21 protein-coding genes are annotated in these 21,981 nt (G+C 49.5%); 2 read left to right on the top strand and 19 right to left on the bottom strand.

The window, feature by feature from the left end; all coding sequences use genetic code 11:
• Window positions 1-66: 66 nt before the first annotated feature.
• The 12 genes from JG50_RS0103265 to recA form a co-directional block, all read right to left on the bottom strand.
• Entirely contained in the window at window positions 67-933 is an 867-nt protein-coding gene (locus JG50_RS0103265) for a 2-oxoacid:ferredoxin oxidoreductase subunit beta (RefSeq protein WP_033099680.1), read from the bottom strand.
• Window positions 920-2,680 carry a 2-oxoacid:acceptor oxidoreductase subunit alpha gene (locus JG50_RS0103260; RefSeq protein WP_033099679.1) on the bottom strand — a complete coding sequence of 587 codons (1,761 nt, stop codon included), beginning with the start codon at window positions 2,678-2,680 and terminating at the stop codon, window positions 920-922. The genes JG50_RS0103265 and JG50_RS0103260 overlap by 14 nt, the downstream gene beginning before the upstream one ends.
• Before the next feature lie 254 nt (window positions 2,681-2,934).
• Window positions 2,935-3,882: a dipeptidase gene (locus tag JG50_RS0103255; protein WP_033099678.1), complete on the bottom strand. Its 948-nt coding sequence runs from the start codon at window positions 3,880-3,882 to the stop codon at window positions 2,935-2,937.
• 77 nt (window positions 3,883-3,959) lie between these two features.
• The gene (locus tag JG50_RS0103250) at window positions 3,960-4,220 is read right to left on the bottom strand and encodes a stage V sporulation protein S (protein ID WP_022737614.1); all 261 of its coding nucleotides are present in this window, start codon (window positions 4,218-4,220) and stop codon (window positions 3,960-3,962) included.
• A 121-nt stretch (window positions 4,221-4,341) separates the two neighbouring features.
• A complete protein-coding gene (locus JG50_RS0103245; RefSeq protein WP_033099677.1) occupies window positions 4,342-5,133 on the bottom strand; it encodes a TIGR00282 family metallophosphoesterase in 792 nt (263 codons plus the stop codon).
• A gap of 60 nt (window positions 5,134-5,193) precedes the next feature.
• Complete coding sequence (rny, locus tag JG50_RS0103240) at window positions 5,194-6,738, bottom strand: ribonuclease Y (protein ID WP_033099676.1); 1,545 nt, start codon at window positions 6,736-6,738, stop codon at window positions 5,194-5,196.
• Between the two features lie 395 nt (window positions 6,739-7,133).
• Entirely contained in the window at window positions 7,134-7,802 is a 669-nt protein-coding gene (locus JG50_RS0103235; protein ID WP_033099675.1) for an ATPase, read from the bottom strand.
• A 1-nt stretch (window position 7,803) separates the two neighbouring features.
• A complete protein-coding gene (locus JG50_RS0103230) occupies window positions 7,804-8,049 on the bottom strand; it encodes a hypothetical protein (protein ID WP_152568466.1) in 246 nt (81 codons plus the stop codon).
• Window positions 7,988-9,502 (bottom strand): AAA family ATPase, encoded by a 1,515-nt coding sequence (locus JG50_RS18610; RefSeq protein ID WP_052153950.1) that lies wholly within the window; start codon window positions 9,500-9,502, stop codon window positions 7,988-7,990. Before JG50_RS18610 ends, JG50_RS0103230 begins: the two co-directional genes overlap by 62 nt.
• Window positions 9,499-10,482: a metallophosphoesterase family protein gene (locus tag JG50_RS0103220; protein WP_033099673.1), complete on the bottom strand. Its 984-nt coding sequence runs from the start codon at window positions 10,480-10,482 to the stop codon at window positions 9,499-9,501. Before JG50_RS0103220 ends, JG50_RS18610 begins: the two co-directional genes overlap by 4 nt.
• On the bottom strand, window positions 10,482-11,132 hold the full coding sequence (locus JG50_RS0103215) for a RecX family transcriptional regulator (protein WP_160173795.1): 651 nt from the start codon (window positions 11,130-11,132) through the stop codon (window positions 10,482-10,484). Before JG50_RS0103215 ends, JG50_RS0103220 begins: the two co-directional genes overlap by 1 nt.
• Before the next feature lie 34 nt (window positions 11,133-11,166).
• Complete coding sequence (gene recA, locus JG50_RS0103210) at window positions 11,167-12,252, bottom strand: recombinase RecA (RefSeq protein WP_033099671.1); 1,086 nt, start codon at window positions 12,250-12,252, stop codon at window positions 11,167-11,169.
• A gap of 210 nt (window positions 12,253-12,462) precedes the next feature.
• Between recA and JG50_RS0103205 the strand changes: the two genes are divergently transcribed.
• Together JG50_RS0103205 and JG50_RS20420 are read left to right on the top strand one after the other, a co-directional pair.
• Window positions 12,463-12,777, top strand: coding sequence for a metal-sulfur cluster assembly factor (locus JG50_RS0103205; RefSeq protein WP_033099670.1), 315 nt, complete (start codon window positions 12,463-12,465; stop codon window positions 12,775-12,777).
• On the top strand, window positions 12,746-13,060 hold the full coding sequence (locus JG50_RS20420) for a hypothetical protein (RefSeq protein WP_181735402.1): 315 nt from the start codon (window positions 12,746-12,748) through the stop codon (window positions 13,058-13,060). The genes JG50_RS0103205 and JG50_RS20420 overlap by 32 nt, the downstream gene beginning before the upstream one ends.
• 88 nt (window positions 13,061-13,148) lie before the next feature.
• Here the strand turns inward: JG50_RS20420 and JG50_RS0103195 are convergent, their stop codons facing one another.
• From JG50_RS0103195 to JG50_RS0103165, 7 genes are all read right to left on the bottom strand, one after another.
• A complete protein-coding gene (locus tag JG50_RS0103195; RefSeq protein WP_033099668.1) occupies window positions 13,149-14,726 on the bottom strand; it encodes a DEAD/DEAH box helicase in 1,578 nt (525 codons plus the stop codon).
• Window positions 14,723-15,976 (bottom strand): competence/damage-inducible protein A, encoded by a 1,254-nt coding sequence (locus JG50_RS0103190; protein WP_033099667.1) that lies wholly within the window; start codon window positions 15,974-15,976, stop codon window positions 14,723-14,725. Before JG50_RS0103190 ends, JG50_RS0103195 begins: the two co-directional genes overlap by 4 nt.
• Before the next feature lie 31 nt (window positions 15,977-16,007).
• Complete coding sequence (gene pgsA / locus JG50_RS0103185) at window positions 16,008-16,592, bottom strand: CDP-diacylglycerol--glycerol-3-phosphate 3-phosphatidyltransferase (protein WP_033099666.1); 585 nt, start codon at window positions 16,590-16,592, stop codon at window positions 16,008-16,010.
• Window positions 16,593-16,870: 278 nt separating this feature from the next.
• The gene (locus JG50_RS0103180; RefSeq protein WP_160173794.1) at window positions 16,871-17,782 is read right to left on the bottom strand and encodes a helix-turn-helix domain-containing protein; all 912 of its coding nucleotides are present in this window, start codon (window positions 17,780-17,782) and stop codon (window positions 16,871-16,873) included.
• Between the two features lie 127 nt (window positions 17,783-17,909).
• Window positions 17,910-19,343 carry a helix-turn-helix domain-containing protein gene (locus JG50_RS0103175; RefSeq protein WP_033099664.1) on the bottom strand — a complete coding sequence of 478 codons (1,434 nt, stop codon included), beginning with the start codon at window positions 19,341-19,343 and terminating at the stop codon, window positions 17,910-17,912.
• A gap of 379 nt (window positions 19,344-19,722) precedes the next feature.
• On the bottom strand, window positions 19,723-20,847 hold the full coding sequence (locus JG50_RS0103170) for a helix-turn-helix domain-containing protein (RefSeq protein ID WP_033099663.1): 1,125 nt from the start codon (window positions 20,845-20,847) through the stop codon (window positions 19,723-19,725).
• Window positions 20,848-20,881: 34 nt separating this feature from the next.
• Window positions 20,882-21,937 (bottom strand): helix-turn-helix domain-containing protein, encoded by a 1,056-nt coding sequence (locus JG50_RS0103165; protein WP_033099662.1) that lies wholly within the window; start codon window positions 21,935-21,937, stop codon window positions 20,882-20,884.
• Window positions 21,938-21,981 lie beyond the last annotated feature (44 nt).

Below are 21,981 nucleotides of genomic sequence, written 5' to 3'. Positions count from 1 at the left end.
TCACACCCCCCCCGGTAAATAAAGAAACAGCCACTTTCATTTGGCGAAGTGGCTGTTTGTCCATTATTATGCGAATTCGGCAACCAATTTATCAAACTGTTCGCGGGAAATCATGATGTCTTGTTTGGCCAGCGGCTCTTCTTTAAAGCCTTTGATTTTGCTTTCATATGATTGCTGCTCTTTGTTTTGGTAGATAACCCCCGTTACCAGACCATGATTTTCCATCAGCGTTTGCATGGCCAGCTGGCGATCGGACGGATCATAGTTTTCAACTTGATCCAGGTTGACCAGATTCTCTTTGAACCAATCATACGTGTTGATTTTGTTGTAGGTGACGCAAGGACTGTAAACGTTGATCAAAGAAAAACCTTTATGCTTGATTCCTTCTTCGATCACGCGGGTCAATTGTTTCAAATCGCTGGAAACCGATTGGGCGACAAAGCCGGCCCCCACGGTCAAAGCCATTTCCATGGGGTGAATGGCCGATTCGATTGAACCGTACGGCGTGCTTTTCGTTTTGAAGCCAACTTCGCTTCGCGGCGAGGTTTGGCCTTTGGTCAACCCGTAAACCTGGTTATCCATCACGATATAGGTAATATCGACATTACGGCGGATGGCGTGAATGGTATGGGCCATACCAATGGCAAAGCCGTCTCCGTCCCCGCCGGCAGCGATCACCGTCAAGTCACGATTGGCCAGTTTCAACCCCTGAGCAATCGGCAATGCGCGTCCGTGTACACCGTGAAAACCATAAGCATTTACATAACCGGAAATCCGTCCGGAACAACCGATCCCTGAGACAATGGCCACATCATGCGGTTCCAACCCTACATTGGCAAAAGCGCGCTGCATGGCGGCCAACACGGAGAAATCTCCACAACCTGGGCACCAATTGGGTTTAACTTTATTGCGGAAGTCTTTAAATGTGGCCATGAACCAACAGCTCCTTACATTGTTTGTAAATTTCGGAAGGCAAGAACGGATTGCCGTCATACTTACCGAAATGAACCAGTTTTTCTGCCATTCCGATATTCATTTTGATGAGATTGGTTAATTGCCCCGTAGCATTGTTTTCTACAACAAGTACTTTCTTCGCTTTTTTCATTTGCTCAAGCATAATGTCGCTCGGGAATGGCAACAATTGACGAATATGGGCGTGATTTACTTTCAGGCCTTCAGCCTCAAGACGCTCTTTGGCCTCATGAATCGTGCCGCGGGTAGAGCAGAAACCAACAATGAGAAGATCCGCATCCTCATGGGCAGCGTCCAGGTAGACCGGTGTATCGAAATCAATGCCGTTTTTCAGTTTGGACAAGCGTTTCTCCATCATTTTTTTACGATTAACCGGATTTTCGGATGGACGGCCTGTCTGGTCATGTTCAACCCCGGTCACATGGTGCAACCCGTTTTTCTTGCCCGGGAGCACACGGCGGGAAATGCCGTCTTCCGTAAACTCATAGCGCGGGAACAGCTCGGAATTTTCGAGTTTCGGCAACTCTTCATCCCAGCCCACCAGTTTTCCGCGGCGAATTTGAATCCGGTCGTAATCCAGCGGCTCAACCGTTTGTTTACCCAGCGCAAGAGCCAAATCGGTCAAAACGATTACCGGACATTGATACTCTTCGGCAAGATTGAATGCCTGGATTGTGTCGTAAAAACATTCTTCGGCCGTACTTGGAGCAATCACGATTTTCGGTATTTCACCATGGGTGCTGTACAGCATTGCCAGCAAGTCACTCTGCTCTTGTTTGGTCGGCAGACCCGTACTCGGACCCCCGCGCTGCGTATTGATGATCACCGCCGGAGTTTCGGTCATACCGGCCAAACCGATTGCTTCCGTCATGAGGGAAAGCCCCGGACCGGCAGAAGCGGTCAATGCGCGGACGCCGCCATAGTTCGCCCCGATCGTCATGGTGATGGCAGCGATTTCATCTTCGGTTTGTACAACGGTGCCACCGAATTCGGGCAGCTTTTTGATAAGATATTCCATGATTTCAGAAGATGGCGTAATCGGATAAGCTGCCATCAAGCGTGCACCAGCTGCAATGGCTCCCAAAGCGACGGCATCGTTTCCGATCATGTACAACCGTTTTTTGCCATCGGAGGATTCCAGACGGAATTGGGTAAAGCTGTTCCCAACCTCGCTTCTTACATATTCAGCCCCTCTTGTGATCGCTTCCATATTTCGGTCCACAACTTTTTGCCCTTTGCGCGCAAATCTCTCTTCAATGACTTCTTTAAACGAGTCCGCATCAATGCCCAAAAGTGCAGTCGAAGCTCCGACAGCCACCATGTTTTTCATTTGGGCCATACCGATTTCTTCAGCGATTTTCGTAAATGGAACAACGAGAAGGCGAGCGTTTACTCCTTCCGGAACGGTTGGATTAAACTTGGCATCGGCCAAGATGACTCCGTCTTGAATTAACTCGTGAGCATTCAAGTCAATCGTTTCCTGGTCAAATGCAACAAGAATATCCAGCTCGTCGGAAATGGAGCGGATTGGGTTTATGCTGATCCGAATCTTGGTGTTGGAATGACCACCCTTAATCCGTGAGGAAAAATGTCTGTACCCGTACAGATAATACCCTTTTCGATTGAGTGCCGAAGACAGGATTTCGCCGGCACTGTCAATACCTTCCCCTTGTTGTCCGCCCACTTTCCACGAAAGCTGCTTAACCAATGAACTCATCTCCTTTAATACAGCCACACACTACACAATATGAAATGAAAAAAAATTTATATCAACTCTTGCCCCGAGAGGATTCAAAACCCCCCCCTGTGGCGAGTGATAGCATTTTCATGTATTAATTCTAGTCCTCTGCCAGACAAAAAGCAACCTATTAAACTTTTCTCTCTTTGGAATTTATCTGTTAAAAATCCCAATAAACCCTCTGTGAGAAGATGAGATTCATTTTGCTCGCATTTTTTGCTGTTTTATAAAGATAATTGTTTTTCGTAAAATCGGTAGCCATTTTCCCAAGACCATTTTTTCACAGAAGACTCAGGGAATGCCTTTAAAAGGGCCTCTGTTAGGTAATGTATGTAACGATAACTCTCCAGATGCTTGATTTTGTAGCTGATTCCGTCAAAATCCGAGCCGAAGAAAATATAATCCTCCCCTCCCAGCCCGCATAGGTGATCAATATGTTTCAGCACATGGGAAATCGACGCATCCGGATAAGAAACATGGACAAAAGACGGGACAAAAGTAACCCCGATTCTTCCATCCCGTTCGATCAGGGCCCGGATCTGGTCGTCTTCGAGATTTCGCTTATGCGGACAGATGGCCCGGCAATTCGAATGTGACGCGAGAATCGGCAGTTCTTCCTCCCCGATGACCTCCCAGAATCCCTTCACCGACAGATGGGAAACATCGAGGATCATGCGCAGTCGTTTCATCTCCTCAATCACTTGCCGTCCGAACCGGGTCAATCCTCCTCCACGTTCCTCCTCAATTCCGTCGGCCACTTCGTTGGCATAATTCCAGGTAAGACCCATTTGCCGGATTCCCAGACGCCACAAGAGCCGCAGATTGGCCAGTTCCCCTTGCAGGGCATCCGCTCCCTCAAGCAGCAGAAGCGCCCCGATCCGTTCCGGCGAACATTCTCTCAAACGCTTGCGATCGGCAATCAAGATGACATTTTGCTCGTCCTGGATGATCTCTTCATAAAAGAGGTCGATCTGCTTCAAAGCAACTTGGAGCCGCTGCGCTTTGGCTACCGTCTCCGGTACCCAAACAGCAAAAACTTGCAGAGCGACCGTCGCTTCCCGCAAATTAAAATACGAACTGTCCAGCTTCGATTGAGGGTCGTAGAACTTATGCTTCACCGGATCTTTCCACATTTTGCTCAGTACATCACAATGTCCATCCAGCCATTGCATATTTTTCACCTCATATTTATAAAAAAAACCTGTCTATAAAAATAAACAGGTTTTTTTGAATATATCGATTAGATAAATTAGCGCGGTTCCACGATTAATTTAATCGCGGTTCGCTCTTCACCATCGATCACAATATCCGTAAAAGCAGGAATACAAATCAGATCAATCCCGCTCGGCGCCACAAATCCTCGTGCGATCGCAACCGCTTTAACAGCTTGATTCAGCGCCCCTGCGCCAATTGCTTGCATCTCTGCTTGACCACGTTCACGCAAGACCCCGGCGAGTGCACCAGCAACAGAATTCGGGTTAGATTTTGCTGAAACCTTTAATACTTCCATGAAGGTACCTCCTCGATGGTTGGAGTGAATCCACTACTTCTATCCTATTCGACTTCTTCGTAAAAATTCCTTCTAATTTACATTGATACAGCTAAAAAATCACAAATAAATTTATTTAAAATCAACCGATCAAGGGGTGATCTTCATCGATCTGAATGCGCTTCATCTGTTTCGCTTTTTTACTCTGTTTGTCCAGATCAATCAGAACAGCATTAAATTTTGCCTTTCCTTTGGCCACTTCAAAGCGAACCGGCATCTGCGTTAAAAATCGTTTGATCACTGCGCTTTTTTCCATGCCGATCACACCGTCTGCGGGCCCGACCATCCCGACATCCGTAAGGTAACCCGTGCCCTTGGGCAAAATCCGTTCATCCGCCGTTTGCACATGGGTATGAGTACCGATCAGCGCAGAGATTCGTCCGTCCAAATACCAAGCAAGCGCCTGTTTTTCAGAGGTGGTTTCGGCATGAAAATCGACCAGGACCATGGAAGAAGGAATTTGCTTCAAGATCTCATCCGCTGTCCGAAACGGGCAATCAAGCGCCCCCATATAGGCTCTTCCCATCAAATTTATCACCGTTAAGCGGCCCGCTTGTGTCGAAAAAACGGAAAACCCCTTCCCGGGAGTATCTTTGGGATAGTTTGCCGGACGTATGATATTCGGTTCATCGTCGATAAAATCGAAGATTTCCGGTTGAGACCAGGTATGATTTCCCAAGGTGATGCAATTGACTCCCGCATCCAGCAATTCTCTTATCGCATGGCGCTGAATGCCTCTGCCGTTGCCGGCCGCATTCTCCCCATTGGCCACAATGAAATCCGGTTCGTAGATCTGAATCAGCTTTGGCAAATAATTCACAACGGTTTGTCTTCCCAATGCGCCTACAATATCACCGATCATTAAGATTCTCATAAAATATTTTAGCCTCCACAACCAGATGCTGAGAAAAAATAAAGCGGCCAAAAGGCCACTTTATTTCGCGTACTCCACCGATCTTGTCTCCCGGATGACCGTTACCTTAATATGGCCGGGATAATCCAACTGATTTTCAATTTGTTTCGTGATCTCGCGGGCCAAACGAGCAGCTTCGGCATCATCCACTTCCTCCGGTTTTACAATGATGCGGCATTCACGCCCTGCTTGAATGGCATACGATTTTTCCACACCGTCGAACGAATCACAGATCTCTTCAAGCTTTTCCAGTCGCTTGATATAAGCTTCCAACGTTTCACGGCGCGCTCCCGGTCTGGCTGCAGACAATGCATCGGCGGCCCGAACCAGTACGGCGATAACGCTCGTCGCTTCACAGTCCCCGTGATGGGATGCAATGCTGTTGATTACAACGGGGTGCTCTTTATATTTTTTCGCCAATTCCACCCCGATATCCACATGGGAACCTTCAATTTCATGGTCAATTGCCTTTCCGATGTCGTGCAACAGGCCCGCTCTTTTCGCCAAATGAATATCTTCACCCAGTTCAGCGGCGAGCAAGCCGGCCAAATGAGCCACTTCCATCGAATGTTTAAGCACATTTTGACCATAGCTCGTACGAAATTTCAAGCGCCCGATAATTTTGATCAGATCAGGATGCAATCCGTGAACCCCTGTTTCAAAAGTGGCTTGCTCTCCGTATTCACGAATTCGCTCATCCACGTCACGGCGCGATTTTTCCACCATCTCTTCAATGCGCGCCGGGTGAATCCGCCCGTCGGCAACCAGTTTCTCCAGTGCCACCCGGGCCACTTCCCGCCTGATCGGATCAAATCCGGAAAGAATCACAGCTTCCGGCGTATCATCAATAATGAGATCGATTCCGGTCAGGGTTTCCAAGGTTCGGATATTCCGCCCTTCCCGTCCGATAATACGCCCTTTCATCTCATCATTTGGCAAGGTGACCACAGAAACGGTCGTTTCGGCCACATGATCCGCAGCGCAGCGCTGAATGGCCAATGACAGGATTTTGCGCGCGCGGCGATCTCCTTCTTCCAACGCCTCCTGCTCCATCTCTTTGATGATCTGGGCCGTTTCATGGCGCATTTCGTTCTCCACTTTGGCCAGGATCAGTTGGCGCGCTTCCTCTGTGGTCAAACCGGATATTCTTTCCATTTCTTTTGTCTGTTCCTGGTATAGCTCATCGATTTGTCGCTGTTTCTTTTCAATTTCCCGTTCGCGCTGATTCAGATCTTCTTCACGCTTTTCCAAAACATGTTGCTTTCGTTCCAGCGTTTCTTCTTTCTGATTCAGCCGCCGTTCAATGCGGTGCAATTCATTGCGTTGTTCGCGAATTTCCTTTTCCGCTTCACTTCGCAAGCGATGCGCCTCATCGCGAGCTTCAAATATCTTTTCTTTCTTGAGGGCTTCCGCTTCCTTGTTCGCTTTATCCAAGATTTCAGCAGCCTCTTTTTCCGCACTTCCGATCCGAGCTTCTGCTGCTGTCTTTCGAATCCAATAACCGATTCCGATTCCGATTCCGAGAGAGGCAAACAGCAGAATGACGTCAGCTACGTCCAAAACCATCGTCCTTCGCTCACCCCCTCTGTCTCTATTTACAAAACAAGACCGATGAACTCGGTCTTCTCTCGTCCGCCGTCATGTTTTGCTATACCAGGTGAAGGCTGGGAAACCAGCTAACATTTTCAAACTTCACTTTTAGTCAACAACCATACACGGAACCAGAAGAGATATCCTTACCTCTAAAAAAAGGCAAAGATACATTACAATTGTATAATTTATACATTCTCATTGTCAAGGCAGAAGGCAAGCCGCCTCTTCGTTCCACCGGATAAAATGACAGCGCTTTCACGACTTCTTTTTATTTTTTCATTAATTCTGAATGCAGTCAAGTCCATTTGAAAAAATAAGAGAGCCCCGCGAAAGGGGCTTCCGGCCGGGCAAAAGATACAGACCGGCTTTTACAGGCTGGCTGCTTTGCTTTTTTCCACCTCCGATTTTCCACCTGATAGTTTGACATAATAGGCAGTATCGGCCGATTCCGTCAAGTGAACGTTATGAGTGACCAGGATGATCTGCCGGCCAAACGTTTCCGCCACCGATTTGAGAAATTCGATCATCGGAATGATAAAATCTTCACTCACATGCTTACCGGGTTCATCGAGAATAATCGGCCCTTCCAAACGGGGTTTTACCGTCTCGATCAGGGCGATGCGCAAAGCTAAAGAGACGACATCGACAATACCGCCGCCCCGTGCATCCTGCGGTTTGTTTTTAAATGTCTGGCCCTCCCATTCGGAAACAACATAAAAGTCTGCCGTAGGATTCCCTCCGTGCTCGGATAATTCAATTTCAAAACGAAATGAGGGGCCAAACACGTATTTGAGCGCATTGGTCACCAATGTTTCCAACTGCTGTTTCGCCTGCATGCGGGCATGTTCCGCAGAGAGTTGGAATAAAACCCTCACCTTGTCCAGAAGGTCGCGTTCCCGAATGCAAACATTCCATCGCTCTTCTGTTTCCCGCAAGCTTTCCAGGTGCAAATCGCGCTCCGCTTTGCGGCTGACCAGCTCCGTTCTCGCCGCCCTGAGCGCTTCCTCCAGCTGATGCAGTGAAGCGTCCGCACCCATTTTACTTATTCAACTCCTGAGGCAGGTAGCTCCATGCTTTCTCCAGATCCTCTTTGATTTCCTTTTCCAGCCGCTCAATCTCTTCCTGCAGCTGATCCGGCTCTACTCCCAGCTCCTTGGTCTCCCTCAGTATCTCTTCTTCCTGCCGCTCCAGATTTTCCAGACGCGCTTCCGCTTTTACCAGGTCACTTTTGGCCTTCTCCAGTTGCATGCGAATCTGCTTGATTTTCTCTTCCAGCTGCTGCACGCGCATAACCTCCTTGGTATTCATTCATGATATGTTCAATGATCGAACCGCTGATCGGCGACCCGCAAGTAGGACAGGTTCCCTGCTGTTTTAAAAGCTCTGCCCATTCATTTGTCAGCCGGATAATGGTTTGCTCCTGATCATGGATATACTGTTTGCCCCTGGAGATTCTGTCCCGGACGTCAGTAAGGTTCCGATGGAACGTTTTCAATTTTCGGAGAAGTTCACTCTTGGACTCAAGCGGCGGCAACACAGTCCCCAATCCCCGGGCCCGGCGTTGCTGTTCACTCACTCTCCCCCGCAGAAAGCCGATCTCCTTTTGCAGGCTTTTCACTTTCGCGCCAAGCTGCATCAGCGTTTTCAAACGGCTCATTTTCTCGCGGGCAGCCTCATACGACCGGCCGGCCTCCGGAACCTGTTCCAAACGCTTCTGCTCCTTCTCCCAATGGCTGCGCTGCTCGCGAAGGTTGTCCCATTTACTCTTTAACTGGATCAATCTCATCCCTGTCTGCTTTTTGGCTTCGGAAGATCGCAAAGCCTCCTCCGCCAGGGGAAGCCGGTCCGCAGCCTGAATCAGCTGCCGGTTCTCCCCTATTTCCCTCTGCACACGCAGCCATTTTTCCTGCTGCCTTGTCCATTGCCGGGCGAGGATGATTTTTTGTTCCAAGCGGGCGACCGCAGCTTCGGCGAGAGAGAGGTTTTTCAGTTTCGCAATCGTCTCTTTTTCTTTTTGTTTGCTGCTTTCAATCGTTTGCAGCGCATGCACATGCTTGCGCAACGTTTCCAGAAGTTCCTGCTTGCGGCGCGCCTGATAAAAGGCTTCTTCCGCCGTCTCCAGGTCGCTTTCCAACTGATCCAGGTTTCCGTAAGGTTTCAGCTTCTCCTCCAGCTTCTCCCGCTCTTCTTCCAGTCGCCTGATCTCGCTGTTCAGCGCCAACCGGTCCCCGTTCGTTTTTTTCAGCGCGTTATCAATCAGGTGGGCTCCGCTGATACGCCCGATCGTCTTCGCCTTTGTCTGGCTCGATTCAAACAGGAGAAACGGGCTTTCCAACTGCGTTCCAAAGTGAACCAACATCTCCTTTTGATCCAGCTTGACCGGTTGGATTCGATGGACATCGGTCACCTCCTGGGGAACGGTGTTGCCGAATCCCTCAAATATCTGCTCCGTCCCGTCCGGTTTCCTCAGGATATAGCGATTTACCGACGAACTGCGCAGTCTGATCACTTCCGTTCCATCGGCAAAGATGAGGGAAACGCGGCATTCTTTTGCTCCGGTACGGATAAATTCACTTCCGCGAGGGATATTGAACAATACCCAGCGAAGCGCCCTCAAGATCGCACTTTTTCCGCTGTCCGAAGGGCCGACAAAGACGTTCAGCCCATCCGAAAAATCGATTTCGGTATAGTGGTGGGACTGAAAATTCTCGATGATCAGCTTTTGAAAACAATTCAATGGCCGCTCTCTCCTCCCGCTTCCTGTTCAATGGCGATCCGCCGCTGGGCCTCAAATTTCACTTCATCCTCCACGTCGTTCATGCGGGAAATCTCATCGATGATATCCAGGACGTCGATCGCCTGAAAATCAGCCGCAGACCGAACCTGCTGCACAAAAGAGGTTAATTGCTCCTGACGGTAAGCCGCTTTTTCCAAATAAGAGCGGTCAAGCACCTCATCTCCCCTTTTTGCGCAGGTAAGGGGAATGAACCGCACGTCAACGTCCCGCCCGAGCTCAAGCAAAACCACTTGCGGCATCCGCCTGATTTCGGACGGGTGATTGTTGATTCGCGCCAAGGCCCCCGGATTGACAATATATTTGCCATCACGGTGCTGCACGGGAAATCCTGCGTGATAATGCCCCGTCAATAAGATATCCACATCATCAGACCAAGCATCGTGAATCATCGTATGGGGGACTCCGTCGGGCAATGCCCGGTCAACCAACATGCCGTGAACCATGTGAATGCAGTAGTCCGCCTCCATTTCATTTTGCACGTGGTAATCCGCTTTGGGATCCCTTTTATCCAGGTCATAGTGAAAAGGTTGCCCGCTCAGCTGGATGACCAGTCCGTCTTTTTCCAGTTTCACCTTTTCATCCCCGCTGATCAGGCGGATCACCCCAAAGGCATCCAACAATCCCAGCATGGTCCGCGGAGTGGTAGCGGGATTGTGCCCATAGATATCATGATTGCCGGCAATGGCATAAACAGGGGCGGGAAACTGCCGGAAAAGACGGGCAAACTCACGAACGACTGCCGGCGAGAGATTGGGCCGGTCAAATACATCGCCACCGTGCAAAATGAAATCCACTTGCTCCCGTTCGGCTATTTGAATGACCTCTTCCAGCTTAAGCCTGATGGTTTGCTCAAACTGATCGGTTCGGCTGCGCGGTGAAGTCCCGCGAATGTGGGTATCCGTCATATATAAAATCCGCATCACCAATGCTCCTTTTCCTCTTCGTACCGCGTGCGTAACTGGTTCAGCACCGACCGAACCACTCCCATCGAATAACCTTGACGCAGCAGGTACTGCCCCAGGCGCCGCTCGACGGTGGGCCAGGGTTCACGGCCAATACGAAGATAGCGCCTTTCGGCAACCTGCATTGCCAACTGGCGCTCTTTGTCCTGGTCCACCTCTGTCAGGGCTTCATCGATCAAAGATAAATCGATTCCTTTTCTCATCAATTCCTGTTTCAATCTGCGGCTGCCATATCCCTTGCCATGCATCCGCTCATTCACCCATTGCCGCGCAAATTGGCGATCGTCGAGATAGCCCGATTTTTCCATCTCGGCGATCACCTGACAGATCATCTTTGCGGAAAAATCTTTTCGTTCCAACTGCTGCCTTAATTCACAGGCTGTTCGCGGCTTATACGAAAGAAAGCGCAAAGCTGCCATCCTGACCTTGTTATATTCCTCCGCAGCCAGAATTTCTTCCAACTGATGCCGATCCATTTCCATCCCTTTATGTAACCGGAAACGAACCAAAACATCCTCATGGATGGAGCAAAAGGGTTCCCCATCCACTTCGATCTGGTAGCGTTTGGAACGAGCCGATTGTTTTTCAATACGGGTGATTCTGTTCATCGTTCCCTTCATCCATTCTGCTCCGGCTTAAAGATCAAGCCAAATCGAGAGATTCTTCCGGTTTGCTTTTGTCTTTTGCCTTTTTCCCTTTTTTCTCTTCTTTGGTTTCGGTTTCTGCGACCGGCTCTTTGATCAGAGGCAAATCAAAGTGGGTGCGAATGCGGTTTTCGATTTTCAGACAGAGTTCCGGATGTTCTTTCAGGAACTGCTTGGCGTTCTCCCGCCCCTGACCGAGACGGTCCCCTTCAAACGAATACCAAGCGCCGCTCTTGTTGATAATATCCAGTTCCGCGCCGATGTCGAGCACGCTTCCCTCTTTGGAAATGCCTTCGCCAAACATAATATCGACATCCGCTTGTTTAAAAGGCGGTGCGACCTTGTTTTTCACCACTTTGATCTTCGTGCGGTTTCCAACCATGTCATTTCCTTGTTTGATCGACTCCTGACGGCGAACTTCCAGACGCACGCTGGAATAAAACTTCAGTGCGCGCCCACCCGGAGTCGTTTCCGGATTTCCAAACATGACGCCGACTTTCTCGCGAATTTGGTTAATAAAGATGGCGACCGTTTTCGATTTGTTGATCGCTCCGGACAACTTCCGCAGCGCCTGGGACATGAGACGCGCCTGCAGCCCTACGTGTGAATCGCCCATCTCCCCTTCGATCTCCGCTTTTGGAACCAATGCCGCAACCGAATCGATGACGATAATGTCAACCGCTCCGCTGCGCACCAACGCTTCTGCGATCTCCAGCGCCTGTTCTCCCGTATCCGGCTGGGACAACAGGAGCTCGGAAATATCGACGCCAAGTTTTTGCGCATAAATCGGGTCCAGCGCATGCTCGGCATCGATAAAAGCTGCCGTCCCGCCCAATTTTTGCACCTCGGCAATCGCATGCAATGCGACCGTCGTTTTCCCCGAGGATTCAGGACCGTACACTTCAATAATGCGTCCTCGCGGAAAGCCGCCGATCCCCAGCGCGATATCCAAAGCCAATGCTCCGGAAGAAACGGTTTCCACCTGCGGGGTGACTTCTTCTCCCATCCGCATGATCGAACCTTTGCCGAATTGCTTCTCTATCTGCCTCAATGCCATTTCCAACGCCTGACGACGATCTGACATTCATGTTCCCCCTCTATCCCATTAATCACATATCAACATCATACCCTGTTTTTTCTCTCCTGCCAAGATCATTTACGAACATTTATTCGATTTTCGGTGAAAGATGCAGGCCGGACCAGCAATGGGAAGGCATAAACGTTTTCTGTAGTGTGAGATCGGAAATATTGTGGTACATTACTACTTGAAGAAGAGAAAAAGGAGGAGCGCCCAATGGACAAAGAAGCTCTCAAAGAGCAGATAATGGAAAAATTGGAAGAAGTAAATGACCCTGAGTTAAATATCGACATCGTTAACTTAGGTCTTGTCTATAATGTGGAGATTGATGATGAAGGGAATGTCAAGATCACGATGACCCTGACGGCAATCGGTTGCCCGCTGGCAGGAACCATCAACGAGCAGGTAACTGAAGCAGTGAAACAGGTGGACGGCGTGAAAGAGGTGGAAGTGGACATCGTCTGGAATCCGCCCTGGGATAAAAGCCGCATGTCCCGCTATGCCAAAATCGCGCTGGGCATTCCCGATTGAGTTGCCGCAAAAAACAAACGAGCCGGAAGAAATCCTCCGGCTCCATTTTATGTTTTCCGTTCTTCCGGTTCGCTTCCTTTCCCCGCGGCATCGCGTCATTGGCGAACCGCCCCATTTCCTCCGATTGCGGCCTAACCCGGGCAGCAAATCAACCCCCGTTTCCTCATGGCGCCTGGCAATCTGCTCGGATGCAGTTCAGCTGCGGGCGCAAGCCGCGATTGCTGGCGGAAACGTCCTGCAGAGGCTCCATTTTGTCTTCAGCCGGGATTCTCTTGTAAAATGAGCCCTTGGCATCTCCGCACTCATCAGTGCCGCCGGTTATCCATAAAAAGCCAGGCATCCGTTTTCGATACCTGGCCTCTTAAAAAACTTTATTTTCGCGGGCGAGCAGGCTCCATGTTCACCCGGGCACCATTGATTTTGGACTGTCTGAGCGCTTCGTATACAAATGGCGCGACATCTTCCGGTACCTCGACAAAAGAGAAACGGTCATAAATATTGATTTTGCCCACTTGGCGCAAAGCGATCCCGGCGTGTTCCGAGATGGCCTTGGCCAATTCCTGCGGGCGCAGATTCGCATTGCGACCGACATTGATGAAAAAGCGGACCATGCCCGGCGCAGCTCCCGTTTCTCCAAAGTTATAGGTGGTGTCGATATTTTTGACAAAACGATCGGAGAAAGCCAAATATAATGCAGCCTCTGCCACCTTTTCCGCCGAAAACTTGCCGCTGAGCTGATCCACCAATTCATCGAACAGCGTAAGATCGGCATCGGATTGGATAATCTCTTCGATTTGGGCGATCCACGAGGCTTGCTGTTTGGCGGCTACTTCTTCCAATGTCGGCAGTTCGCGCGCTTTGAGCCGGGCACCTGTTTCCTCTTCAATCGTTCTGAGTTGCTTCATTTCCCTCGGTGTCACCAGCGTGAGGGCCACCCCGTTTCTCCCCGCACGGCCGGTTCGCCCGATCCGATGGACATAACTTTCCACATCTTGCGGAATATCATAGTTGATGACATGGGAGACGCTTCCCACATCAATTCCCCGAGCCGCGACATCAGTCGCCACCAAAAGTTCGATCTCTCCGCCGCGAAAAGCATTCATCACACGATCCCGCTGCTGTTGCGCCAAATCCCCGTGCAGGCCGCCGGCGAGGTAACCTCTGGCTTGCAGCGACTCCGTCAATTCGTCCACACCCTTTTTGGTGCGGCAGAAAATGATCGACAAGTCGACTTCTTCGCTGTCCAAAATCCGGCACAGCGCCTCAACCTTGGTATTTTCCAAAACGCGATAATAATATTGCTTAATGACCGGAACCGTCACCTCACCCCGGTTGACCGTGATGTAGCGCGGCTTACGCATGTATTTGTTGGCCAGTTGCCGGATCGTCGGCGGCATTGTGGCCGAGAAGAGCAGAAGCTGACGGTTTTTCGGCAAAAAGCGGAACACATTTTCGATATCATCGATAAAGCCCATGTCGAGCATTTCATCCGCTTCGTCCAGGACAACCATCTCCACTTGTTCCGTATTGATGGTGCCACGGCGCAAATGATCCAATAAACGCCCGGGCGTACCGATGACCACATGGACTCCTTGTTGCAAAGCCTTAATCTGCCGACCGATCGACTGTCCTCCATAAATCGGCAGCGTCTTCACCCGTTTGGGACGGCCGATTCTTCTCAATTCTTCCGATACCTGGATCGCCAACTCACGGGTTGGAGCCAGAATCACACTCTGAATCACCCGTTCAGCAGGATTGATGCGCTCCAAAACCGGAATCCCGAATGCGGCCGTTTTTCCAGTGCCGGTTTGTGCCTGACCGATGACATCTTCCCCCCGCAAAACGGCGGGAATGCACTCCGCTTGAATCGGAGAGGGCTCTTCAAAGCCCAAATCTTGGATTCCGCGTAAAATTTCTTGGCTTAATTGAAACTGATCAAAACGATTCATCTTGTTGTTTCACCTTTCTTTAAACGTTGCTGAAGGATGAAGCAGGCATGTTTGGCAGCCAACAGCCGAATGCGCCGGCGCGTACCCCGAAGCCTGTAACAGTACACGCGGGCAGGCGATCCTGCCTCCTTCAATCCAATATAAACGAGGCCCACCGGTTTGTTTTCAACTGAGGCCGGACCGGCTACACCGGTAATCGATAACGCAAAATCGGTTCCGAACTGCCGGCGGGTATTTTCCGCCAGAATTTCGGCGACCTGAAAACTGACCGTCCCGTGCTTTTCCAACACATCCGCCGGGACTTGCACAATCTGGTTTTTACTTTCGGCAGAATAGGAGACAAAACCGCCGCGGAACACCTCGCTGCTGCCGGGAACAGAGGTGAGCAGTTCAGAAAGCAATCCGCCTGTGCAGCTTTCCGCCACGGAAACCGTCCTGCCTTGCGCAGCGAGAGAGGAAACCAGAACTTCCTCAAGCGACCGGTCTTCCTCGCTGAAGCAAAAATCGCCGACTCTCGCCAAAATTTCTTTTTTTACCGGCTCAATCAACGCCCTGGCTGATCGTTCATCCTTTGCCTTGCTCGTTAACCTCAACACAACTCCGGCCTCTTTGGCGTAAGTGGCTATGACCGGATTTCCGTATTGCTGGATCAAATCCTTTATTTTTTCTTCCAATAAGGATTCACCGATGCCGAAAAACGAGAGAGGTTGCGAAACAATCGCCTGTTTTCCATAAAATTGCTGAAGCAAGAAGGGGCGCACGCTCTTTTCAAACATGGGGATGAGTTCATTTGGAGGGCCAGGAAGCAAAACATAGGTAACATCGTGATGGGAAACAGCCAGCCCTGGAGCGGTGCCATGATCATTTTGAAAGACGGTTCCACCCGGAAAAACAAACGTTTGTTTATAATTGTTTGCGGGCATCGACCGGCCCCGGTTCGAGAAATAACGCTCTAACCGCCCGGTTACTTCAGGGTCCTGCACCAGGTTGACCCCGATGAACTCTGCCAGCGTCTCTTTGGTCAAATCATCCATTGTCGGCCCGAGTCCGCCGCAGAGAAAGACAAGCTTGGAACGGGCATGAGCGGAACGGAGAACCTCCAGAAGCCTATTCGCATCATCACCGACTGACGTATGCAAGATCACCTCGATTCCAAGCGACACGCATTCGCGGGATAAAAACGAGGAGTGTAAATCGACTGTTTCGCCGAGAAGAAGCTCTGTTCCAACCGTAATAATCTCCGCTTGCATCAAATCGATCCTTTCCCTGTAAACCGTCCCTTTACTGTGTCTTAGTAAGGGTAACAATTTTTCTATTTTTATAGAAGTAATCAAGCCCGGAAATAATCGTAATCAGCACTGCCAGCCAGGTAGCCACGAGTGAAAACGGAAATGAAATCGTTGAAAAAGGAACGTTATTCAACATCAAGGAAACAATGGCCACGATTTGAATGATCGTTTTCAGCTTGCCAAGCGGGCTGGCCGCAATGATATATCCTTCAGCCGCTGCGATCAACCGAAGAGCTGTTACGGCGAATTCACGGCCGATAATGACGATGGCAATCCAAGCATCCAGGCGCTGCATCTCGACCAAGGAAACGAGTGCCGCCGTAATCAACAATTTATCCGCCAGCGGATCCAAAAACTTCCCCAAATTGGTCACCATTTTGTTTTTTCGGGCGATGTAACCATCCAGTCCATCGGTGACCGCCGCCAATATGAAGATCAGTGTCGCAATCATTTCATTCATTTTTAGAACGACTGAACCCATTTGAATTTGCCCGATATCAAACCGCACGAGCAAAAAAATCATCACAACCGGCACGAGGAAAATGCGGGCTAATGTAATTTTGTTGGCCAGGTTCACTACAACCAACCCTCCTGGCATGAACTGATTTCTCCTTGGCAGTTTCTTCCCCTGCCATGATCATTTGGAAGTGAACCATACTTGTTGGCTCGTAAGACCATCTTACAAGATTTAAGCTGTTTTGGTTAGAACTCATTTGCTTATTTTTTGTCAACGTACTTCCTCCAAGGCAGGAAAGACCCAGTCTAATTCTTCCGTAAGTATAAACCATGCACTTCTCGCATGTCAAAAAAGAACAGAGAGGTGATCATTTCCTCTCTGTTCCATTTTCTCCTTTTTTATTCATTTTGAGACTGTTGGCCGTCAGACTCAACCCGTTTAAATTGGAACAAAGAGACTGCCTTTTGAGCCGAAGTATCGATCAAGACGCCATTGGCATGGAGCTGGACCCGGTCCGGATGATCAATCCTGAGCGATATCCATTCCTTGTCTGTAAACGTCACCGTTTGTCCGGCAGCCAATTCTTTGTCGGCGATCAAATCTCCGTTCGGTCCGCCGGATCGGGCTCGAATATCCGTCGGCTCTTGGGCAGCAATGGTTAATTCAACCTGATCGGCATTGGAAATTCCGTATACGTCACCGTATTTTGATCCAGTTTCCGCCGACTCCAAAATAGTCACTACCGGCCTTTTCGCGGAAACGGGAGCGACCGTGCCATCGCTTTCCTCGGAGGATTGAGCAGGGGTTATGCTTTTCACAGCGTTCACCTGCGGCTTATTCATTCCGAAAATCAACCAAACGATCACGCCGGCCGCCACGAGCAAGACGGCAATCGAACTGATTAAGATCCATTTCAATTTTTTATTCAATACTTCAATTTCGTTCAGCAAAACAATTTTGACCCGTTCCCAATCCGCTTTTTTTCGGCGTTTGACTTTTCTGCTTTTCGCTCTGGAAAGAGAAGCGTTTTCCTCCTCAGAAGCTGGCACCGGCAAAGACTCATTCACCGCCGCATCCTCGACCACTGTCGTCCGATAGTAGCGTAAAAGGGGATTAGGGTCGATTCCCAGCACTTTGGCGTAGGATCGGATAAATCCTCTGACATACAAAGGGTCAGGCAAAGCTGAAAAGTCCGCCCTTTCTAAGGCTTCGATGTAATCAGGCTCCAGACCGGCCCGGTCGGCCGCTTCCGAGACACTCATCTCTAGCTGTTCTCTTGTTTCTTTTAATTGTTCAAAGGGATTGGCCATCGCAATCATGTACCTCCCGTGATTGTGTTCAGTGGCCCAACTTCTTCAGTATAGCCCACAAACAAAAGATCCGTCAAAAAAGCAAGCCCTAAACGAAACAGGGCTTGCTTTCTCAAGAGGATAATGGTTATTGCACATATTTAATGTGAACATATCTTGACGAATTGACCGCTTTTCCATTTACGGTCACAACTACACCATCTGACGGTTTCAAGCCGATATACAAATCCGGCCCGTGGCTGAAATCGTAGTTATACGTCCAGGACTCCCCTTGCTTGATCGTCACGTCGGCAAATTTATTCACACTGCCGGTCGCGCTTGGCAGATTGTCTGTCAACTGGATCAAGCATTTCCCCGAAACGGCTTTGATCACGAGATTCACTTTTTCTTCGCCGCTCCAGCGATAGTTATTCACATTGTTTCCTTGTTGCATCAACATCAATTTCCCTGTCGGAGATGCCATTGGTTCAGGATTTGCCGGCAGGGTTCCCTGATTTGATGATACGGTTTGAGTCTTTGGCGCCGATTCATCCGGCGCTTCATTCCCATTATTCATATAGGAAACAACGGCCCATGCCACCGGAATGCACAGCACTAATCCGGCGATCGCAATGGCCACCGAGCGCTTGATCGGCCAATTAAAAGCAAATTTCTTCGCCGATTTTCGATTTTTGACGGCGCTTCTGCTTAAACGTTGCAACTGTGTCGCTTGTTGTTCGGGTGCCGCTTCCATACTGGCACTGATTTCTTTTGCCGGAACAGGTGGAAGGGACACGGAGGTCAAGCCCGTTTTCGTTTTTGAAACCCGGGATAACGGTCCCGAACCGGTACGCCCTGTGGGTTGCGGTCCGGTGATTCCCCGTTTCGGGATATTCGATTGTACCGGCAATTCCCGTGTTCGCTTTGCGGGTACAGGAAAAGGCATTTCTTTATTCAGCTGTTCCTGATTTGATTGTTGAGCTGCCGCGGCCGTTTGATTCGGTCTTGTATCAGACTGCTGTTGCTGGTTGGGCAAGACCGCCCGCATCATGGTGGTATTGGAACGCATATATCCAACATCGCGCCTCGCCAGTTCCCGATTGCGCCGCGCACTGTCATTATCCGTTTTCGGAGCCGTCAATGCCGTCTTTGTATCGATCCGCTGCCCGGATTTTTGGTTTAAAGGTTTGCGAAGCATCGTCTCTTGAGACACAACGCCTTGAGGGCCTGTCCCGCCTGACACAACCGGTATTTTCCCCGTTTGCCCGAGCGGGGGAAACGGAAAGGTTTGTGTCTGGGACAAATCCTTTTCAGTTACTGCCTTATGTACACCGGTAAAACGCTCTGCCTGTTCTATTTTCCGGTAATGGCGCAAGATATGATGTGGCTCTACTTTGACGCAGTTGGCATAAGAGCGAAGATAGGTTCGAACGTAAAATGGACTCGGTAATTTATCAAACTCTCCATTCTCAATCGCAATCAGAAATGATTTTTGAATTTTCGTTTTTTCTTGTAGTTGGTCGAGGGACAGTCCAATCGCTTCTCGGGCTTGTCGAAGATACGAACCAATTTCGACAGACACCCCAGCCACCTCCTGAAAGGTTGTTGAACCATCGCTTTTTTGCACCTGGCTGTTGGTTCGGCAACCTTATAAAATTGTAAATCTCCATTTATTTGCTATTCGTTTTTTTACAATTGGCTGGCATAATCCTTTTTTCTCACATGATTTACCAGCAAAAAAACATGCACCGTCTTCGCAACAATTTATGATATTATGGGGAATCCATATTTTTCAGACTAACAGAGGTACCTTGACAAAAGCAAGAACCAATCCAGCATTCTCTCGCAACTCAGCATAAAAACACGAACTATTTCGACGGCGCACTTCTATAAACACAATTCGATTCAAGCATACCACGCTGATTCTTCTGTGTCAAAAAAAGCTCTCCAAAAAGAGAGCTTTACTGAACAAAAGAAATATAAATATCCTTTTCATCAGTGTAAACATCGGTTTTTACAGGGAAATTGTTAATGGTAACAGAAATATTATTAGGTTTAAATAATTTCAGCCAAATCCCAGTCGAAAAAGACTGGGAAAAATCCGGTCTGTCAGGGTTTACCTCTCCCGCAGCAACCGGTGAGCCTATCTCCTGTTGTCTGACCTCATAGCCGCTTCCGCTCCCTTTTAACCATTTGATCTTTAATTGGAGCTTGTCGGCATTTACAAGTTCATAACGATCGGTGCCATATGTGGAGGAATTGAGAGGCGACAAAATCGGTTGACGATCCCCGGCCTCATGTTTCCCCTCGATTTTCGCTTGCACCGTTTCCATGTCAGGCTTGGCATCAGAAGCATTTTCCATGCGAAACCACATGAATGCTACGGCGGCAATCACGAGCAGGATCGCCCCGATGATCAGCAGAATGGTGTAAAGCTTCCCAAAGGTGAATCCTTTTTTCTTATCCGAATTTCTATGCTCACTCCGTGAACTGCGGCGGGTAAGTACAGGCGGGTCATTTTTGGCAGGAATACCAAGTTCCCCGGAATCCGGAAGAGCAGACTTTCTCGAAGAAGGACTCCTCCTTTTCGGGCCAAGGTCAGCTGTTTCATCCGGCTCCGTCATGCCGGTTTCGTATTCTTCCGCCGCCCGATAGGCATTCGTCTGTCTGAATCGCTCTGACCGCGAACGATAGGCACGCTCCTCCGTCTCACGGACACGGCTTCCGGATAACCCCCTTTCCTCTTGGGGCGCGTAAGTCATCTCCGGCTCATCGTTCCCGTACCCTGTCGGCCCGGCGGAGGGAAGAGAAAGGCGACTGCGGCTGGCATTGTTTGCAGTCAGGGCGTTCCGGTTCGCCTGATTCTGGAGTAAAGCAAGCAAGGCTCCGGGATTTTCTCCCACCGCGATCGCATAACTGCGAACATATGAACGAACATAGATCTGCCCCGGCAAAAGATCAAATCGCCCGGTCTCGATCGCGGCTAAATACTTTTTTTGGATTCGAGTGCGCGCTTCAATATCGTCCAAGGTAAGCCTCAACGATTCGCGTGCATATCTCAACCTCTTTCCAATCTCAACGGACAACCAAAACCCTCCTCATCCAACACAAAAACGCCGTTTACTTGCTGATTTTAACACGATAGCTTTTGACTGTATCCTGTGCATCTGTATTAATTTCTTGACCATTTACCGAAATTTGCACATTGGAAGGGGTGCCGAGGCGAAACCAAATTTCATCTTTCCCCTTTGTATCCAACACCACTTCTTGTCCGACTTTCAATGTGAATTCTTCCGGTCTGTCATTGTAGGAAGGAGCGTAAATAACCCGCGATTCACCGTTTTCCCCTTTCAAAACGACTTCCAGCTTGTCCACATTCGAAATCGTGTATAATTGTCCTTCATACGGGTTATCCGATATTTCTCCTTCTTGCAGGATCGGGTTGTTCGCAGCCAAAGCATTGGCATTCCCAATTGGGGCCGGTTGACTTTGCTGCGTTCTGGGTGAAGTATAACCGGCGTGCGAGGATGGATGGCTGTTTCCCCAGTAGTAGTACGCTCCCGCCCCGATCAAAAGAAGCGCACCAATTGCCACCGCCACAGTAAGCTTAGATGATTTTTTTCCATTTTTCAATGCTTCTTTGCTTTTTTGTTTGCTTTCCAAAGCAATGCGTCGCGGAACAAACGTCGTTTGCTCAACCGCTTTCGCCTGAAACGGCAGCAGCGACAAATTTTGGGGCACCGGATAGTTCGCTCCTCCTTCTCCTTGCAATCCGGAGGATGCCCTGTTCGTCACCGGCTGCGGCAATCTCAGCTGCTGTTCGGCTGGCAAGGCGACTCTTCCGGTTTGACCGTTAAATGAAGGCTCGGGCAAATAATCCGAAACACCGGGAGTCAAATGCTGAGATGGTCCGGCAGATCTGGCTGTTTCCGAAATCCCAGGCGATTGCACCTGCCGCTCAAACCTTTCCAACAAAGGCCGCGCGTCCACACCCAAACTCTTGGCATATGTCCGCAAAAAAGCTTTGGCATAAAACGGACTGGGCAGAAGTTCAAATTGTTCATTTTCGATCGCTTGCAGGTATTCCAGGTGAATATTGGTCACCTGCTTCATTTGTTCAAGCGTATACCCGTTTTGTTCTCTCACACGTCTTAAATAAACTCCGATCCCCGCCATTTCCCTATCCCCTCCCAAGCAAAAAACTAAAAAACTGCAAAAAA

The sequence above is a fragment of the Thermoactinomyces daqus genome (assembly GCF_000763315.1).
In the GTDB taxonomy this organism is placed as follows: domain Bacteria; phylum Bacillota; class Bacilli; order Thermoactinomycetales; family Thermoactinomycetaceae; genus Thermoactinomyces_A; species Thermoactinomyces_A daqus.
Note: the sequence above shows the minus strand (reverse complement) of the source record. Positions and strands in the feature narration are given on the sequence as shown.

Coding starts and splice junctions, on each gene's coding strand:
- JG50_RS0103250 (WP_022737614.1), bottom strand. CDS start 4,220: ATGGAAGTATTAAAGGTTTCAGCAAAATCTAACCCGAATTCTGTTGCT.
- JG50_RS0103255 (WP_033099678.1), bottom strand. CDS start 3,882: ATGCAATGGCTGGATGGACATTGTGATGTACTGAGCAAAATGTGGAAA.
- JG50_RS0103195 (WP_033099668.1), bottom strand. CDS start 14,726: ATGAATCGTTTTGATCAGTTTCAATTAAGCCAAGAAATTTTACGCGGA.
- JG50_RS0103180 (WP_160173794.1), bottom strand. CDS start 17,782: ATGGCCAATCCCTTTGAACAATTAAAAGAAACAAGAGAACAGCTAGAG.
- JG50_RS0103215 (WP_160173795.1), bottom strand. CDS start 11,132: ATGAACAGAATCACCCGTATTGAAAAACAATCGGCTCGTTCCAAACGC.
- JG50_RS0103265 (WP_033099680.1), bottom strand. CDS start 933: ATGGCCACATTTAAAGACTTCCGCAATAAAGTTAAACCCAATTGGTGC.
- JG50_RS0103190 (WP_033099667.1), bottom strand. CDS start 15,976: ATGCAAGCGGAGATTATTACGGTTGGAACAGAGCTTCTTCTCGGCGAA.
- rny (WP_033099676.1), bottom strand. CDS start 6,738: ATGGTTTTGGACGTAGCTGACGTCATTCTGCTGTTTGCCTCTCTCGGA.
- JG50_RS0103220 (WP_033099673.1), bottom strand. CDS start 10,482: ATGCGGATTTTATATATGACGGATACCCACATTCGCGGGACTTCACCG.
- JG50_RS0103235 (WP_033099675.1), bottom strand. CDS start 7,802: ATGGGTGCGGACGCTTCACTGCATCAGCTGGAGGAAGCGCTCAGGGCG.
- JG50_RS0103245 (WP_033099677.1), bottom strand. CDS start 5,133: ATGAGAATCTTAATGATCGGTGATATTGTAGGCGCATTGGGAAGACAA.
- JG50_RS0103165 (WP_033099662.1), bottom strand. CDS start 21,937: ATGGCGGGGATCGGAGTTTATTTAAGACGTGTGAGAGAACAAAACGGG.
- JG50_RS0103205 (WP_033099670.1), top strand. CDS start 12,463: ATGGACAAAGAAGCTCTCAAAGAGCAGATAATGGAAAAATTGGAAGAA.
- JG50_RS20420 (WP_181735402.1), top strand. CDS start 12,746: ATGCCAAAATCGCGCTGGGCATTCCCGATTGAGTTGCCGCAAAAAACA.
- recA (WP_033099671.1), bottom strand. CDS start 12,252: ATGTCAGATCGTCGTCAGGCGTTGGAAATGGCATTGAGGCAGATAGAG.